At 61.9% G+C, this 16723-nt stretch carries 19 protein-coding genes; 8 read left to right on the plus strand and 11 right to left on the minus strand.

Features of this window, described 5'->3' with window-relative positions; all coding sequences use genetic code 11:
* Positions 1 to 166 precede the first annotated feature (166 nt).
* The 3 genes from surE to K3555_RS12690 all read left to right on the plus strand — a co-directional run bounded on the left by surE (position 167) and on the right by K3555_RS12690 (position 2925).
* Positions 167 to 949, plus strand: a complete 783-nt coding sequence (gene surE / locus K3555_RS12680) for a 5'/3'-nucleotidase SurE (RefSeq protein WP_260005449.1) — start codon at positions 167 to 169, stop codon at positions 947 to 949.
* Positions 946 to 1593, plus strand: a complete 648-nt coding sequence (locus tag K3555_RS12685; RefSeq protein ID WP_260005451.1) for a protein-L-isoaspartate(D-aspartate) O-methyltransferase — start codon at positions 946 to 948, stop codon at positions 1591 to 1593. The genes surE and K3555_RS12685 overlap by 4 nt, the downstream gene beginning before the upstream one ends.
* Positions 1594 to 1695: 102 nt before the next feature.
* Positions 1696 to 2925, plus strand: coding sequence for a peptidoglycan DD-metalloendopeptidase family protein (locus tag K3555_RS12690; protein WP_260005453.1), 1230 nt, complete (start codon positions 1696 to 1698; stop codon positions 2923 to 2925).
* A gap of 73 nt (positions 2926 to 2998) precedes the next feature.
* On the opposite strand, the gene K3555_RS12695 is transcribed toward K3555_RS12690, so the two are convergent.
* The 3 genes from K3555_RS12695 to K3555_RS12705 all read right to left on the minus strand — a co-directional run bounded on the left by K3555_RS12695 (position 2999) and on the right by K3555_RS12705 (position 4761).
* A complete protein-coding gene (locus K3555_RS12695) occupies positions 2999 to 3841 on the minus strand; it encodes an ATP-binding protein (protein WP_260005455.1) in 843 nt (280 codons plus the stop codon).
* A gap of 86 nt (positions 3842 to 3927) precedes the next feature.
* Positions 3928 to 4371 (minus strand): hypothetical protein, encoded by a 444-nt coding sequence (locus K3555_RS12700; RefSeq protein WP_260005457.1) that lies wholly within the window; start codon positions 4369 to 4371, stop codon positions 3928 to 3930.
* Between the two features lie 21 nt (positions 4372 to 4392).
* The gene (locus K3555_RS12705; protein WP_260005459.1) at positions 4393 to 4761 is read right to left on the minus strand and encodes an antibiotic biosynthesis monooxygenase; all 369 of its coding nucleotides are present in this window, start codon (positions 4759 to 4761) and stop codon (positions 4393 to 4395) included.
* A 72-nt stretch (positions 4762 to 4833) separates the two neighbouring features.
* Here K3555_RS12705 and K3555_RS12710 point away from each other — a divergent pair, with 72 nt between their 5' ends.
* Entirely contained in the window at positions 4834 to 5265 is a 432-nt protein-coding gene (locus tag K3555_RS12710; RefSeq protein ID WP_259993918.1) for a MarR family winged helix-turn-helix transcriptional regulator, read from the plus strand.
* Positions 5266 to 5385: 120 nt separating this feature from the next.
* Here the strand turns inward: K3555_RS12710 and tatC are convergent, their stop codons facing one another.
* Genes tatC through K3555_RS12725 form a run of 3 tightly spaced genes read right to left on the minus strand, consistent with a single transcriptional unit; the run spans position 5386 to position 6986 of the window.
* Positions 5386 to 6288, minus strand: a complete 903-nt coding sequence (gene tatC, locus K3555_RS12715; protein WP_260005461.1) for a twin-arginine translocase subunit TatC — start codon at positions 6286 to 6288, stop codon at positions 5386 to 5388.
* On the minus strand, positions 6285 to 6764 hold the full coding sequence (tatB, locus tag K3555_RS12720) for a Sec-independent protein translocase protein TatB (protein ID WP_134829554.1): 480 nt from the start codon (positions 6762 to 6764) through the stop codon (positions 6285 to 6287). The genes tatC and tatB overlap by 4 nt, the downstream gene beginning before the upstream one ends.
* Before the next feature lie 6 nt (positions 6765 to 6770).
* Positions 6771 to 6986, minus strand: a complete 216-nt coding sequence (locus K3555_RS12725) for a twin-arginine translocase TatA/TatE family subunit (protein ID WP_129371366.1) — start codon at positions 6984 to 6986, stop codon at positions 6771 to 6773.
* A gap of 226 nt (positions 6987 to 7212) precedes the next feature.
* Here K3555_RS12725 and K3555_RS12730 point away from each other — a divergent pair, with 226 nt between their 5' ends.
* On the plus strand, positions 7213 to 7521 hold the full coding sequence (locus K3555_RS12730; protein WP_260005464.1) for a hypothetical protein: 309 nt from the start codon (positions 7213 to 7215) through the stop codon (positions 7519 to 7521).
* A gap of 80 nt (positions 7522 to 7601) precedes the next feature.
* The gene (locus tag K3555_RS12735; RefSeq protein WP_260005466.1) at positions 7602 to 8276 is read left to right on the plus strand and encodes a YafY family protein; all 675 of its coding nucleotides are present in this window, start codon (positions 7602 to 7604) and stop codon (positions 8274 to 8276) included.
* Between the two features lie 63 nt (positions 8277 to 8339).
* Here the strand turns inward: K3555_RS12735 and K3555_RS12740 are convergent, their stop codons facing one another.
* From K3555_RS12740 to K3555_RS12760, 5 genes are all read right to left on the minus strand, one after another.
* A complete protein-coding gene (locus K3555_RS12740; protein ID WP_260005467.1) occupies positions 8340 to 9191 on the minus strand; it encodes a GNAT family N-acetyltransferase in 852 nt (283 codons plus the stop codon).
* Positions 9192 to 9234: 43 nt separating this feature from the next.
* Positions 9235 to 10341 (minus strand): ABC transporter ATP-binding protein, encoded by a 1107-nt coding sequence (locus K3555_RS12745; RefSeq protein ID WP_259985549.1) that lies wholly within the window; start codon positions 10339 to 10341, stop codon positions 9235 to 9237.
* Positions 10342 to 10420: 79 nt separating this feature from the next.
* Positions 10421 to 11470, minus strand: coding sequence for a methyltransferase domain-containing protein (locus K3555_RS12750; protein WP_260005468.1), 1050 nt, complete (start codon positions 11468 to 11470; stop codon positions 10421 to 10423).
* 152 nt (positions 11471 to 11622) lie between these two features.
* A complete protein-coding gene (locus tag K3555_RS12755; RefSeq protein ID WP_260005470.1) occupies positions 11623 to 12744 on the minus strand; it encodes a hypothetical protein in 1122 nt (373 codons plus the stop codon).
* A gap of 11 nt (positions 12745 to 12755) precedes the next feature.
* Entirely contained in the window at positions 12756 to 13535 is a 780-nt protein-coding gene (locus K3555_RS12760) for an SDR family oxidoreductase (protein WP_260005471.1), read from the minus strand.
* A gap of 217 nt (positions 13536 to 13752) precedes the next feature.
* Between K3555_RS12760 and K3555_RS12765 the strand changes: the two genes are divergently transcribed.
* Both K3555_RS12765 and K3555_RS12770 read left to right on the plus strand, forming a co-directional pair.
* Positions 13753 to 14766, plus strand: coding sequence for a Hint domain-containing protein (locus K3555_RS12765; RefSeq protein ID WP_259985556.1), 1014 nt, complete (start codon positions 13753 to 13755; stop codon positions 14764 to 14766).
* 147 nt (positions 14767 to 14913) lie between these two features.
* Entirely contained in the window at positions 14914 to 16716 is a 1803-nt protein-coding gene (locus tag K3555_RS12770) for a CHASE domain-containing protein (RefSeq protein ID WP_260005472.1), read from the plus strand.
* The last annotated feature ends 7 nt before the right edge of the window (positions 16717 to 16723 follow it).

Raw genomic sequence — 16723 nt, forward strand, 5'->3', positions numbered from 1 at the left:
ACGGCATCTTTGATGCAGGCCCAGGGGGCGGGAGCGCACCTGGCCGGCCTGTTGCCTCCCTGCCCCGCTTTGCGGCTGATCCCGCTTCACTCCGCGAAAACCTTGCCCCGTTCCGGCACAGGTCCTATTCAATCGAAAACCCGGTTGAACACGGCAGGCAGACCCCATGCGCATTCTGATCACCAATGACGACGGCATCAGCGCCGAAGGGCTGAAGGTCCTGGACGCCATCGCCCATGAGGTCGCAGGCCCGGACGGCGAAGTCTGGACCGTGGCCCCTGCGTTTGAACAATCCGGCGTCGGCCATTGCATCAGCTACACCCGGCCCACCATGCTCAGCCAGCTGGGCGAGCGCCGCTTTGCCGCCGAAGGCTCGCCTGCCGACTGCGTGCTGGCGGGCATTCATGTGGTGATGCAAGGCGAAAAACCCGACCTGGTGCTGTCTGGTGTGAACCGCGGCAACAACTCGGCTGAAAACGCGCTCTATTCCGGCACACTCGGCGGCGCCATGGAAGCCGCGCTGCAGGGCATCCCGGCGATGGCGCTGTCGCAGTATTACGGCCCTGCCAACCGCGACACCGACAACCCGTTTGAGGCCGCCGCCGTGCATGGGGCCGGGCTGGTCAAAAAGATCCTGGCCGCCCAGCCGCAGGACGGGCAGGATTACCGGCTGTTTTATAATATCAACTTCCCGCCGGTCCCGGCCGCAGAGGTGAAGGGTGCCCGCGTGGCCACCCAAGGGTTTCGCCGCGGCAGCCATTTTTCCGCGGAAGAACAGCTGTCGCCCACCGGACGGCGCTATCTGTGGATCCGCGGCGGCAACCAGCAGGTCGAGACCGCCGCCGGTTCGGACGCCGCGGTCAACCTCGACGGTTATATCTCTGTCACTCCGATGCGTGCCGACCTGACCGCGCGCGATGCATTGGACGCGCTGAAAGCAATTGAATGAGCGGCCCCGATCCCGAAACCAAGATGCAATTCCTGTTCTCTGTGCGTTCGCGCGGGGTAACAGAGCAGCGGGTGCTGGAAGCCATCGAAGCGATCGACCGCGGCATGTTTGTGCGCGGCATCTTCTCGGAACGCGCCTATGAGGACGTGCCGCTGCCGATTGCCTGCGGCCAGACCATCTCGCAGCCTTCTATCGTGGGCATGATGACCCAGGCGCTGCAGATCTCCCCGCGCGACACGGTGCTGGAGGTCGGCACCGGCTCCGGCTATCAGGCGGCGATCCTGTCAAAGCTGGCGCGCCGGGTCTATACCATCGACCGCCACGCAAGGCTGGTGCGCGAGGCGCGGACCGTGTTCGAGCAGCTGCAGCTTGCCAATGTGACCTCGCTGGTCGGCGACGGCAGCCACGGCCTGAGCGAACAGGCGCCGTTTGACCGGATCATCGTGACCGCCGCTGCCGAGGATCCGCCAAGCCCCCTGCTGGCGCAGCTCAAGACCGGCGGCATTATGGTGCTGCCGGTAGGTCAATCCGACCATGTGCAGACCCTGATCCGGGTGCGCAAAACCGAAGACGGGCTGGACTATGACGAACTGCGCCCAGTGCGCTTTGTGCCGCTGCTTGAGGGATTGGGCAAGGACACGTAAACTACCGGCGGATTTCAGCCGCCCCCCGGACGGCATGGGCTATAGTGATTGACGCGAGCGAACCCCCGCGAAAAAGGGGAAGCGTGTTTTGAGGAGAGCAAAATGACCCGGACCACCCCCACCCGGACCGCATTCCGCGGCCTGCCCCGTGCAAGGCTGCTGGCCGCATTGCCGCTGGCCGGGGTGCTGGCCGCCTGCCAGGGCCCGCTGGATTACGACCTGCGCGGCCAGTTGGGCGCCTTTAACACGGCAGGCGCGGCGCAGACTGCAACCGCGAACCGGCCTTCGCCGGATGCCCGCGGCCTGATCTCCTACCCCTCTTATCAGGTGGCGGTGGCGCAGCGCGGCGATACGGTTTCGGACGTCGCTGCCCGCATCGGCCTGCCGCCCGCGGAAGTGGCCCGGTTCAACGGCATGGAAACCGGCGACAAGATGCGCCAGGGCGAAGTGCTGGCGCTGCCGCGCCGCGCGCCGGACAGCCTGCCTGGCAGCGCCACTGCGGGCTCCGTCGATATTGCAACGCTGGCGGGCCAGGCCATTGACACCGCGCCGCTGACCTCGCCCAACCCCGGTTCCGTCACCCCTACTGCAATCCAGCCGGTGCCCAAGCCGCAGCCGCCCAAGGTGCAGGCAGGCCCCGAGCCGGTGCGTCACAAGGTGAAACGCGGCGAGACCGCCTATACCATCTCAAGGCTTTACCAGGTGCCGGTGAAATCGCTGGCGGAATGGAACGGCCTGGGCAGCGATTTTGCGGTGCGCGAAGGCCAGTTCCTGCTGATCCCCTTGAAAGAAGAACCCGCACCCCGCACGGCCCCGGCCGCTGCTGCCGTGGCAGTCACCGAACCGGGGGCCGGTTCTGAAACGCCGGTGCCGCCAAGCGCCAGCCAGCCGTTGCCGGAAGAAAAGGTCGAGCCCGCCGCCGTCAAACCTGCGGCGGAAACCCTGCCCAAGCCAGAGCTGCCCAAACCCACCCGCGCCAGCAGTGCTGCCATGGCCTATCCGGTGCAGGGCAAGATCGTCAAAACCTACTCCAAGGGCCGGAATGACGGTATCGACATCGCTGCCGCTGCCGGTGCGCCGGTGAATGCGGCTGAGGCCGGCACTGTTGCTGCGATCACCAAGGATTCCAATAATGTGCCGATTGTGGTGATCCGCCACAGCCAGAAACTGCTGACCGTCTATCAGAACGTTGGCAATATCACCGTGAAGAAGGGCGAAAGCGTGGTCCGCGGCCAGCGTATCGCCTCGCTGCGCGGCGGCGACGATGCCTATGTGCATTTCGAAGTGCGCGACGGATTTGAAAGCATAGACCCGCTGAGCTACTTGAACTGACGGCGTTAAGGATCTGCAAACAAACAAAAGCCCGGCACAATCGCCGGGCTTTTCTGGTTTCGGGCATTGCGGCCTATCGCAGTGCCACCCCGTGCCGCCCGGCCAGATCGGTGAAGAACTGCCAGGCCACCCGGCCCGACCGCGCGCCGCGGGTCGCCTGCCATTCAATCGCTTCTGCCCGCAGTTCCTCTGCGTCGGTTTGGATGCCGTAAGCTGCGCAATAGCCTGCAATCATCGCCAGGTATTCGTCCTGATCACAGGGGTGGAAGCCCAGCCACAGGCCGAAGCGGTCGGACAGAGAGACCTTCTCCTCCACCGCTTCAGAAGGGTTAATGGCGCTGGACCGTTCGTTTTCGATCATATCCCGCGGCATCAGGTGGCGCCGGTTCGAGGTGGCGTAGAACACCACATTCTCGGGCCGCCCTTCGATACCGCCGTCCAGCACCGCCTTGAGGCTTTTGTAATGCTGGTCGTCATGGCTGAACGACAGGTCGTCGCAAAACAGGATAAACCGGTTCTCCGAGCCGCGCAGGTGATTCAACAGACGCGCGACCGAGGGCAGATCCTCGCGCTGCAGCTCCACCAGTTTCAGCCCTGGATGATCCGCCGCCAGGGCGCCATGCACGGCCTTCACCAGGCTGGATTTCCCCATCCCCCGCGCGCCCCACAACAGCGCGTTGTTGGCGGCGGCCCCTTGGGCAAACCGGCGGGTGTTCTCCAGCAGCGTATCGCGGGAGCGGTTGATGCCGACCAGCAGCTCCAGATCGACCCGGCTCACCTGTTCCACCGCTTCCAGCCGTTCTGGCCCCACATGCCAGACAAAGGCGCTGGCGGCGTTGAAATCGGGTGCCTCCAAAGGTGCGGGCGACATCCGCTCCAGCGCCTCGGCAATGCGGGTCAATGCAATCTGGTCCATGGGTGCCTCCGTCCGTCAGTTGCCGCATTTCAAAGCACGTTCAAGGCGGACCGGCAAGAGCAGAGACGGGGAGCATGGCCGCAGGCCTAGGCCCTGCTTTTTCTGCGTGCGGCCATTCTGCGCCCGTCCCGAATGTTCATACCCATCATCGTGAGGTTCAGCGCACCCGCCAATAGTTCAATGCCCTGCACAACGATGAATGCACCGTCAAAGTTTCCCGCACCTGCCCTTGCCTCCAGAAAGAAGGCCGCCGGCAGGAGAACCAGCAATCCATTTGCGGCAATAAAGGGCATGCGCTTCATCTTTGCACGGGCCGGGGCATCTTTGCGGCGGCGCCCGATCGCCATGCCTGAGCCCCCGGCAATGGCCATCGCCGGAATCAAGGCGAACATCCCCAAGAGGATTCTGGATTTGACCAGGGCAATGGTTTCCGGTGTTCCCAAAACCTCGCTGAGCACTGTGGACGTCCAAAACGTCAGGATGATCAGGAAGGCGGTTACCCCTGCGGCTGCGTGGACTTTCTGTTTCATGGCAATCTGATCCCGGATCATTCAGGCGACACAATGATTGGCGACAGCCAATTTTTTGAACAGATGCGGCTTGGCGATTGCGCTTTCCGGGTACTGTGCAATGCGGCGTTGGAATTCCGGGTGCATGAAGGCCGCGCGAAAGCTTTGCACGTCCTGCCAGACAGCATAGTTCACATAGGTCGCGCTGCCAGCGATCCCCTTGTGCATCTGTGTCGAAATGTACCCGGGCTGCGCCTTCATGAAATCAGCGTCATGCGCCCAAGCATCCAACAGGGCCTGCTCATCAGATGGGTCTATTGTGAACAGGTTCATCAGGACAACCGGGCCTTCTTCGGCGTCCATCTGTTCGAAAAGCGTGACGGCGCTGTCGAGTTCTGCAAGTTCAGGCATGTGGGTTCCTTTCACTAATATAGCATGCTATGTATCATTGCATAGCATGCTATTCAAGTGCAAATCTGGCACATGAAATTCGAAAAAGAAAACTCCGCCGGTTATCTGGTGAATCACACCGCCCGCCTGTTTGCCGCCGGCTTGCAGGAGCGTATCACCCCGCTTGGCATTACCATTGGGCAATTCCCCATTCTGCTGGAACTTTGGGTCAAGGACGGGGTGACCCAGCGCGAGCTGCTGCAGAAGCTGGCGCTGGAACAGGCAACCCTTGCCAACACACTGAACCGAATGGAAAGAGACGGGCTGATTGTCAGAAGGAAACACCCGTCAGACGCGCGATCACAGCAAATCTGGCTGACTGCAAAAGGACAGGCCACACGGGAGAGCGCATATCAGGCCGCCAACGACCAGAACGAGCAATCCCTAGCCCCCCTATCAATCGAGGAGAGGGAACAGTTCATGGGATTGATGCGCCGGATAATCAGCGCTGGAAACTGCGGCTGACTGCATACGCAGCGGCCGCCAAAGCCAGAGGCCCGGCGCCACAACTATCGATCAATGGTATGCAACCCAAGAAAGGCGCGCCCTCGCGGACGCGCCTTTCTGCTTCAAACCGTCTTTGGCCTACTTGTCCTTGCCGTCTTCAGCTTCGAATTCAGCCATCATCGGATCGTCGGGATGGGCGTCCATCTCGTCCTCATCGTCATAATACCCCTCGGCGCGCAGCCTGGCTTCACGCTTGGCCTCAACCCGGCGGACCAGGATAATTGAGATCTCGTACAGCCCGTAAACCACCACAAACAGGATCACTTGGGTGATCACATCCGGCGGGGTCACCAGCGCGGCCAGCACCAGAATCGCCACCACCGCGTATTTGCGGACCGAACCCAGGCCATCGGCGCTCACCAGCCCGGCCTTGCCCATCAGCGTCAGCAGAACCGGCAGCTGGAAGCACAGGCCAAAGGCCACGATGAATTTGATGGTCAGGTTCAGATACTCCTGCGCCGAGCCTTGGAACACCACGCTAAGGCCCTGGTTCACTTCCTCACCGGTGACAGCCTCGCCACCGGTTCCGAATTGCTGGAATCCAAGGAAGAAGTCATAGGCCAGCGGTGTCACCACATAAAAGGCAAAGCTGGCACCCAGAATGAACATGAACGGCGAGGCGAGCATAAAGGGCAGGAACGCGCCCTTTTCATTCTTGTAGAGCCCGGGCGCCACAAACCGCCACATCTGGAATCCGATATAGGGAAACGCCAGGATAAAGCCGCCCAGGAAGGAAATCTTGATCGCGACAAAGAAACCCTCCTGCGGGCTGATGAAGATCAGCGCGCAGTCCTGGCCGCCCTCGGCCAGCACCTGGCACAAAGGCGCTGTGAGGAAGTTGAACACCGGCGTTGCCACGGTGAAACAGATCACCATGCCGACGATGAAAGCCGCAACCGAATGGATCAGCCGGTTGCGCAGTTCGGCCAGATGCTCGATCAGCGGCGCGGTTGAGTCGTCGATCTCATCCGTGTTGCTCATGATTTGGCCTCTTCTTCCGTTTTCGGTGCCGCAGGCTTCAGCGCCGCCTCGGCCTCTTCGGCCTTGGCCAGCGCCGCTTCCGCCTCGCGCGCCTTGCGTTCAGCTGCGGCACGCGCTGTGGACGCCTGGATCTTCTTGGCATCTTCCGCGCGCTCAGCGGCCAACTTGCCGGTCTCGCTTTCGGGGTCGAATTTGGTCGGGTCGATCGATTTAGCCATTTCCTGCGCTGCCTGTTTCACCCCGTCCATGGCAGAGCCCATGGGGTTCGATGCAGCCTTCAGGCCCTTGGCCATATCGTTGACCCCGGCCTCATCCGCCGCGTCATGCATCGCCCGGCTGAATTCGCGCGCCATCCCCTTGGCCTTGCCCACGAACCGTCCCACATTTCGGAACAGCACCGGCAGGTCCTTGGGGCCGACCACGATCAGCGCGACCACGCCAATGACCAGCAGTTCGGTCCACCCAAGATCAAACATAGGCGGTTATGCCTTGTCTTTTTCGGTCTCGGGCGTGACGTCTTTCGCTTCGGCAGCGGTATCTTCTTCCAGCTCCTTGCTGCCTTCGCTGATGCCCTTCTTGAACGAGGTGATGCCTTTGCCGACTTCGCCCATCAGCGAGGAAATCTTGCCGCGGCCGAACAGGACCAGAACCACGACAGCGATAAGCAGAATACCAGGCAGGCCGATGTTGTTGAGCATGAGAGTCTCTCCTTCTTGTTCCAGCGCGGATCAGCGGCGCCGGTGGAATTGTTCGCTACGGGTTTAGCGCGGGCTGCGCGTTGAGAGAAAGCAACTCTGCGCGCGCAAGGCACCCGCAAACCTCGGATTCTGCGTTTTTTGCAGGCAGCCCGCACTCAACTGACAGGTATATGTCAGTTGTGGCCCGGTAAATCCAGCCCATCACAAACACCAAAGGAGAAACGTGATGAGCAAACATGTCGCCGAAATCGTGACTTTCAAACTGGCCGAAGGCGTGAGTCCCGAGAAATTTGTCGCTCTCAGCCAGGCCAGCGAGGCTTTTGTACGGTCCCAGCCCGGCTTTCTGCACCGGCAGCTAAGCTGCGGCGAAGATGGGCACTGGACCGATTATGTCATCTGGAAGGACATGGAAACGGCGCATAAGGTGGCCGCCGAATTCCACAAGCAGGACTTCTGCGCCGATCTGATGAAGGCCATCGCGCCGGATAGCGCAAAAATGCGCCATGAAGAAGTGCTGTGGGACATGGCCGCCTGATCTGGCCCAAGCCGCGCCCGGCACCTGCGCCGGGCGCGGCCCTTGACCTGTCCCCCTTTCCCGCGCCAAGGGTGGTTCCCATGCGCCGCACCGACCGCCTTTTCGAAATCATCCAGATCCTGCGCGACGGGAGGCTGCACCTTGCCCGGGACATTGCCGAACGGCTGGAGGTCTCGACCCGCACCATCTACCGCGATATGGACACGCTGACGGCCTCCGGCGTGCCGGTCGAAGGAGAGCGCGGCGTCGGCTATATGGTGCGTGAGCAGATCAGCCTGCCGCCGCTGACGCTGACGCCGGAAGAACTAGAGGCCCTGAATCTCGGCATGGCCATCGTGGCCGAGGCCGCCGACCCGGACCTCAAATCTGCAGCCCAGTCACTGGCGGCCAAGGTGGACGCAGTGCTGCCGGAGCAGACCATCGCTGAAGCCGACGCCTGGAAATTCGCGGTCTACCCCTTCTCGGACGCAGCACGCGCCCTTGCCCATATGCCGGCCCTGCGCGCCGCGATCAAAGCCCGCCAGAAACTGCAGCTCAGCTATCGCCGCATCGACGGCACTCTGACAGACCGCAGGATCCGCCCTCTGCACATGGAATACTGGGGCCGGGTCTGGACCCTCACCGCCTGGTGCGAGACCCGCGGCGCTTTCAGGGTGTTCCGGGTCGACCTGATCGAAGACGCCTCCGCCCTGCCCGAACTCTTTGTCGACGAACCCGGCAAACGCCTGCAGGACTACGACCCATACGGCTCCTAAGTTCCGGCATTCACCTTTGCAAAAATACTCCGGGGGAGGCCCGCAGGGCCGGGGGCAGCGCCCCTATCCCAGCTCGAAACTGGTGACACAGTAGATCAGATCCGTTTCCAGCTGCGGCGCTGCACCGCGGTACATCCGGGCGGTCTCAAAAACCGGCGCCAGTCCCAGGGAGCGCGCCAGATCCACCGCTGCAGCATGGGGTTCCGGCACATCCAGAAACACCTCCTGCCCTTCCGGCAGTTCTTGCAGCAGCCGCGCCAGCACCGCTTCTGCCGCCGAACGCGACGTGGCAACAAGCGGCCCGATCTTGCAGCCGCTGGCGCAGGGCCGCAGGGTGCCGAAAGCGGCAAGGCCGCCATGCTGATGCGCGGCGCAGGAAACATGCTCCTCAGCCCCCAGCCAATGCTGCCAGAACCCCCGGCGCGGCGCTGGGAAAACGCGGGCATCCAGCGCCTCCAGCTCTGCCCCCGGTTCTGTCAGCGGTGTCACCTCATATTCCTGCGAAACCGCCAGCCCGCCGGACGGCACCCCGCCAAAGCGGATATTGCGGTAGGCCAGTTCAAAGCCGGAGCGGCGGTAGTTCTCCTGCTGGTCCACCACGCCGTCCAGGCCAACAACCCGGCTCCCGGCGTGTTCCAGCGCCTTTTGCCACAAGGCATAGCCATACCCCTGCCCGCGATGCTGTGATGCAACAATGTAGAAACCGAGGAACGCAAACGCCTGCCCGTAGTTCACCACCGAGATGCAAGCAATCATCTGCCCGTCCAGGAAACCGCCCCAGAACCCTTCGGAATCAACCGCGCCGAAACAGGCCGCGTCCTGATGGCCGGGGTTCCAGCCTTCACGCGCGGCCCAGTCAACGGCGATCTGGATTTCCGCGCCGCTCAATGCTCTGATCCGATAGCTATCCTGCAACTGCACCTCCTGTCTATTTGGAGACAAAAATGCCCTTCAATTATCAGGCAGGAAAGACAAAACAGCGGTTGCGGCGCACCGTCAGCCACATCACCCGGCCTTTTTCCGGCAAGAACACATTGGGCACCGTCGCCCTCAGGATCGAGCCGTCGAACTCCATCCGGAACTCCACCAGGCTTTCACTGCCCAGGAACCGCGCCCGTTCCACCACTGCGCGCGCCGGCACCCCGTCGCTGGGGGTCGGCAGCGGCCCCTTGCCCGCCCGGTCGAAATCAATCCGCAGATGCTGCGGGCGGAACACGATCTCGACCGCGGTTCCATCCGGCACGCCGGGGGCCAGAAACTGGCCGAATGCGGTCTCGGCCAATGCCCCGCGCACTTCGGCCTTCAGCACATTCACATCGCTGAAGAACGCAACCGCGGCCTTGTCCACAGGGTGGGTATAGACGTTGTAGGGCGCGCCCTGCTGCACGATTTTCCCGCCGCGCATCAATGCGATCTCGTCGGCCATGCGCATGGCCTCTTCCGGCTCATGGGTGACCAGCAAGACCGCGGTGTCTTCCTCTTTCAGCAGGCTCAGCGTCTCATCCCGGATGCCGTCCCGCAGACGGTTATCAAGCCCCGAGAACGGCTCATCCATCAGCATGATCCGTGGCCGCGGCGCAATCGCGCGGGCCAAAGCCACCCGCTGCTGCTCGCCGCCCGACAGCTGGTGCGGATAGCCGTCAATGAAACGTTTCAGCGCCACCCGGTTCAAGAGTTCCTCGACCCGGGCGCGTTTCTCATCCTTGCTGCCCTTCAGGCCGAAACCAACATTGTCAGCGACGCTCAGGTGCGGGAACAGGGCGAAATCCTGGAACATCAGCCCGATTTCGCGCCGCTCCGGCGGCACCCGGAACACCGTGTCGCAGATTAGCCTGCCATCCACGTAAATCTCGCCGCTGTCCTGCATCTCCACCCCGGCGATCATCCGCAGCGTGGTGGATTTGCCGCAGCCCGAAGGCCCCAGCAGGCAGGTCACCTGCCCCGCCTGGATCTGCAGCGAAACGTCATCCACCACCGCGCGCCCCTCAAAGAAGCGCTTGATGCGGCGGATCTCCAGACGCGGCGGCGTTTGCGTGCTGATCAGGTCGGCGGGGGCAGTGTTCATGAGGCCTCGGGGCTGTTTTCCGCGCGAAACGCTGGGGTCACGCCGGGATAGCAACCCTGCCGCAAGGCCGCAAGCCGCTCTAGCAGCAGCCCTGCGCGGCACCGTCCTGTTCCAGCCCATTGAAAGGCGAATTGCCACCACAGCCCGCAAAAATCCCGTAGTGGGTATCAAACGAGCCGATGAAGTCGAAATGCGCCGCCAGACGGCTGCCCTGCAGCATCATCCAGGTATTGCCGCAGACAGGAAACACCTTGCCCGCCTCGATCACATGATGATCATCCAGCGCAAAGACATGCGGCGCGTGTTCGATGGTGCCTTTGTAGATCACCGCCTGGCCGTAATCCTCGCAGGCCGGTTCAAGTGCTGCCAGTTTGAACAACCGGTAGGTGGCCGAGAGGAACTTCAGCGGCTGAACACGTGTCTCCAGCGCCGGGTTCTCGATCGTCAGCAGCCGCGAGGTCACCATGCGCGGGTCCTTGAAACCCGATGCCTTGGCGATCGACAGAAAGTCGTTCCAATAGAGCGCGCCGGATAGGCATTCACCATAGAGCACCTCATCCTCGGCCATCATCTGCGGCACCCGGCGGTCGGCATAGACGTCCGAAAAATACATCTCGCCGCCCTCTTTCAGCAGATGATGCGCGCCGCGCAGCACCGCGCCCTTGTCGGTGGCCAGGTTGATTACGCAGTTAGAGACGATGATGTCAAACGAGCCCGGCTCCAGACCCAGTTTCTCCAGCTTTTCGATAAAGCCGTGGTGAAATTCGACGTTGGACTTGGCATAACCAAAGGCTTCGGCATGGTAATCCTGATGGCGCCGCGCCACCTCCAGCTGCGCCGGCGTCATGTCCACGCCCACCACCTTGCCGGTCTCGCCCACCAGTGCGGACAAGGCATAGACATCGCGGCCCGCGCCGCAGCCCAGATCGAGGATCCGCGCGCCCTCCAGCGCTTCCGGCGCGATCAGCCCGCAGCCGTAGTAGCGGGTCAGCACCTCGTCATGGATCTTGGACAGCACCGCCTTCACATGGTCCGGCATGTCATCCGGCGAACAGCAAGCGTTGGTCTGCAGATCTTCGCTGCCCTGCAGCACCTCACCGTAATAGGTCTGCACGTTTTCATGTTTCATCGCGACGCCTTTCCTGTGGTTCCGGACCACTGGGATAGCGGCGTGCAAGATAGGCGGCAATCCGGGCAGCGGGCGGCCTGACGCAACTGTGATGGAGCGTGGGCAGCGGGGCCGGCGCTGCCCGGCCTATCGACCGGGCGGAAGAAGAAGATTCAGCTTTCCGGCAACAGCTCAAACGCGGCTCCGGCCCGTACTTTGCCGTTCACCATCAGCTCAATCCTGTGCGGGCCGGGCACCAGCTTAAAGGTGGTGGCATCGCCCTTCAGCTTATGCTTTTTGCCCAGCTCCAGCCTGCCGCCGGCGATCCTGGCCTGCTTCAGCTTGAAAACCTTGGCCGAGGTCTTTCCGCCAGGGCGCTGGAAATGCAGGATATAATCCACCAGAACCGGCGCGCCAGCCGCGCCTTCCAGCCGGCAGGTGAAATCCAAGGCCGCGCCGATACGCACCTTGTCCGGCACCTCAATCAGCGCTTCCAATGTCAGATCAGGGTCATAACCCAGCATCGCCATCGCCCGCGGATGGCCCGCCTTGACCAGCCCGCGCAAGGCATGGGAGGTCATCCAGTCCAGTTCCTTGCGGTCCTGAATCCCTACGCCGTGCCAGCCCTGCAGCCGGTCCATCACCAGATCCGGATCTTTCTTGGCAATGTCGTTCAGATGGTTGGCGACTGACCGCGTGACATAGCGGGTGCTGTCGCCGTGCAGCTGGTCCAGCAGCGGCAGCGGGTCCGCCAGGTTCAGCCCAACTGCCTCGCCCCAGGGCAGGCGCGGCCGGGTGCCCTCGCTGACGAGGCGCCGTACATGATAGCTGGAATGGGTGGACCATTCCCCCAGACGCGCCAAAACCGCATCCGGCCAGCGGTTGAGAAACGGGCGGATCGCCCATTCCATGGAAAACCGCTGGGTGATCTCCTCCAGCAGGTCCAGCGACAGCCCGGGATGCGCCCCGGCACCTTTGGCCGCCACATACTCCCCCAGGGGCGCAAAGATGAAATCGCCGAAATCATCGTCGGTCTTGCCGGGGTCCAATGGCGGCGGCAGTGCTTTCAACAGGATCGGTGCAGCCTCGGGCAAAGCCTGTGGCAGATGATCCGCCAGCACTTGCGCAATCAGAACGATCCGCTGCTTCAGCTCCAGCTCCGGCAGTTTTGCCATCACCTGGGCTTCAAATGCCTCAGAATCAAATCCAGCCTCAGCCGCTGAAAAAAGGCCCGCCAGATAGCGGACCTTGTCGCGGTTGAACAGCTGGTCCTTCAGGGAAAAACCGCTGGCCATTTCTGCGTTCCTTACATCGTGGTGTTGGTGGCGCCGCCATCCAGAAGGATGTTCTGACCGACCATGAAACCGGCGTGCTGCGAGCACATGAAGGCGCAGGTGGCGCCGAACTCAGCCCGGGTGCCATAGCGGCCCGCCGGTATGGTGGCGCAGCGCTGTGTCTTGGCCTCTTCAGCCGTGATCCCCTGTGCCTGCGCCGCTCCGCCATCCAGCGACACAGCGCGGTCCGTGGCATGGATGCCCGGCTGCAGATTGTTCATGATAACGCCCTGACCGGCCACCTGCCGCGCGGTGCCCGCAACATAACCGGTAAGGCCCGCCCGCGCCGCGTTCGACAGACCCAGCACCGGGATCGGCGATTTGACCGAGACCGAGGTGATATTGACCACCCGGCCCCAGCCGCGGTCGATCATACCGGGCACCAGCGCCTTGATCAGCGCGATCGGGGTCAGCATGTTGGCGTCCAGCGCGCTGATAAAATCCTCGCGGTCCCAGTCGGTCCACATGCCCGGCGGCGGGCCGCCCGCGTTGGTCACCAGAATGTCCACGCCGTCAGCCGCATCCAGCACCTTCTGCTGGCCCTCCAGCGTGGTCACATCCGCTGCGACGGTGACCACATCCACACCGTACTGATCGCGGACCGCCTGCGCTGACACCTCCAGCGCGTCGGCACCGCGGGCGTTCATCACAAGGTTCACACCGGCCTCTGCCAGCGCCTCGGCGCAGCCCAGCCCCAGCCCTTTGCTGCTGGCACAGACCAGCGCGCGCTTGCCCGAAATACCCATATCCATCGTCGTTCTCCCTCGGGAATCTTGTCCGTTTCGCGGAGCTTGCACCGCCTGCGCCCGGATGGCCAGCCCCGCGGCCGGCCGGACCGCAATCAGCCGGCAGCGTGAAACTGCCGGAAAATTTGCCCCTTCCCACCCCCTTTCCGCCACATTCTCACGGCAAATCTATTGGACGGCCCGGCCTGCGGGCCCACATATTGGAAGCGAACACCGGCCGAACATGGGACAGATTTTGACCGCCAGCCTCTCCTCCGTCCAGGCCTACCCGGCCGAGCGTTTCCGCGTCGAATACGGCGCCAATATGGGTGATCCCCTGGGCGTGCTTGAGGACCTGGTGCTGGACGACATCTACCTGCTGAACAACCCGGTGCCGCCGCAGCGGCTGGGCATCGCCACCCATCACGATGGCAGTTTCCGCATCGCCGGCGACACCGCCCTGGGCACCCCGGGTGCGGCGCTGCATCTGGACTGCCTGCTGACGCTGATGCCCGACAGCGGCCCCAATACCGAGATCCTGGTAATGGTCGAAGTGGACGGTGACGGGCTGATTGCCGGTATCTTTCTGGTGCCGCTGGCCCCTTTGCAGGCGCATATGCCCTATACGCTGGTCAAGGCCGGGCGCAAATCGGCCCGGCGCAAGCTGGCGCAATCCGCCTGCGTCTCCTTTACCCGCGGCACCCGCATCACGCTGGCCACCGGCGCACAGCGCCTGATCGAAGACATGCGCGCAGGCGACCGTGTCCTGACCCGGGACGACGGTATTCAGGAGGTGCGCTGGGTTGGCCAGTCCACCCTGCGCGCGGTTGGGGACCTGGCCCCGATCCTGATCCGCCAAGGCGCCTTGAACAACGCCAACGACCTGATTGTCAGCCCCGCCCACCGGCTGATGGTCTATCAGCGCAGCGACGAAATCGGCGCCGGCGCGCCGGAGGTCCTGGTCCGCGCCCGCGACCTGGTGAATGGCGGCACCGTGGTGGTGCTGGACGGCGGCTTTGCCGACTATTTCCAGATTCTGTTCGACCGTCACCACATTATCTATGCCGAGGGAATTGCGGCTGAGAGCACCTTTCTTGACCCGGTGACAAGCCCGGCTTTGCCGGACGATTTCTGGACCTTGCGCCCCGGCACCCTGCCTGCGCAGCACAAGCGCGGCGCCCATGGCCTGGACGTGAGCCGGTCACTGCTGGACCGCCCCGATGCAGTGGGACTGCTGAAGCGGGCCTCGCTGCGCTAGATTTCTGCTTCCACGTGTTCGCCGGGCAACATAATCCCGGATTGGGCTGCGCGGGCAAACGAACCACAACCTAAATGCGAATTTATCGTTCATTAAGGACTGTAAAGATAGAATGCGATGGACGCATAGCGGGCTGTGAGCACACCGATGAAGACGATTTCCCCTTTTCAGAAATGGCGCTTATTCTTCAGGAACAGCCACCTCTCGCTGATCCATGCACTGGTCATTGGCCTGTCGCTGATGATGACCATCGGCGCCTGGCTCTACGCCGAAACGCAGACGCAAAACCGTGTCGAAAATGCCTTTAATGCAGCCCGCGATCAGGCCGTCGGCTTGATTGCAGCCCGCATGGAGAAATACGAAGAAGCCCTATGGGCCGGTGTATCAGCCATCCAATCCAATGATGGCGACATGAGCTATGAGCAGTGGAAAATCTTCGCGCATTCCTTGCGGGTTGACGAAAGGTATCCGGGGATCAACGGGATCGGCGTTATTCACCATGTAGCCCCGTCCCAATTTGACGGCTACCTGCGAACCCGACGGGCGGAACGGCCGGGTTTTTCAGTCTATCCTGCGCATGACAACAGCATTCACTTGCCGATCTCGTTCATTGAGCCGGAGCATCTGAATGCAGCGGCCGTGGGACTGGACGTTGCCCACGAACTTAACCGGCGGGATGCCGCATTGGCCAGCCGCTCAAGTGGCGAAGCCAGGATTACCGGCCCCATTGTTCTTGTTCAGGACGAAAGCAGCACGCCGGGTTTCCTGTTTTACGCCCCCTTTTATTCCGGAGGAGACGCTGACAGCCAATCAGAGCGCGAGCAGCGCTTTGACGGCATGGTCTACGCGCCGTTCGTGGTGCGGAAACTGATGGCCGGCCTGCTGTCAAAGGAGCTGAGGAATGTGCGGTTCAGTATCAGCGACCAAGGAGAGCGGATCTATAATGAACATGACCCGGCAGATCCCCAGTTTGATCCCGCTCCCAAGTTTGCAGAGAAGGTGCTGCTGGAAATATACGGCCGAAAATGGACCATTGATATCCGCACCAATCTTGGGTTCCGCCAGGCAAACTCCTATTCTCAGCCGACTATTATACTGATTGCCGGCCTGGTGATCGAAGCCTTGGTCATTTCGCTTTTGTTTTTCATGAGCCGGTCAAACCAGCGTGCCCAGGCTTATGCGGAAAGGATTACAGCCGATCTGCAGCAGGAAACCGCAAAGCTGGCCACGGCCAATGCGGAACTGGAACAGTTTGTCTACATCACCTCCCATGACTTAAAGACGCCCGTGCGCGGCATAAGCACGCTTACCGAGATGATCCAGGAAGATCTGGAAGACTATTTTCAATCCGCAAATGCAGACCCCGAGGTTGCTGCCAACCTGGCGCGGATCACTGAACGCGTGGGCCGGATGAACGACCTGACCCAAGGTGTGATGGAATTTTCGCGTATTGGAAAACATGAGGAAGCTGAACAGACACTCAACCTTGGCGAGGTGATTGAAACACTGAAATCGGATTTCAGCCTTTCCGATGGCCAGCTTGAACGGCTGGGAGACGTGGAAACCATTGCCACGGATACCTTCAACTTCCGCCGTGTCCTGGAAAACCTTGTTGGCAATGCGGTCAAGTATCATCCCGCGCCGGACACCGCGAAGATTTCCGTCAGCATTGTGGACGCAGGCGACCGGTATGACATATCTGTAAGGGACGATGGTGACGGTATTGCGCCGGAATTCCATACTAAAATTTTCGAAGTCTTTCAAACTCTGCGGCGGCCGAACCAGCCTGAAAGCACTGGCATTGGCTTGGCTATTGTGAAAAAAACGGTCGAACAGCATGGGTTTGGGGTTGAGTTGAAATCCAAGGTTGGACACGGCGCTGATTTCAGGTTTAGCTGGCCGAACAAAGGGGCTGCACACTCCTCCGCAAACCAAGAGAAAGCCGCCTGACGTGGAG

The sequence above is a fragment of the Leisingera sp. M527 genome, assembly GCF_025141525.1.
GTDB lineage: Bacteria > Pseudomonadota > Alphaproteobacteria > Rhodobacterales > Rhodobacteraceae > Leisingera.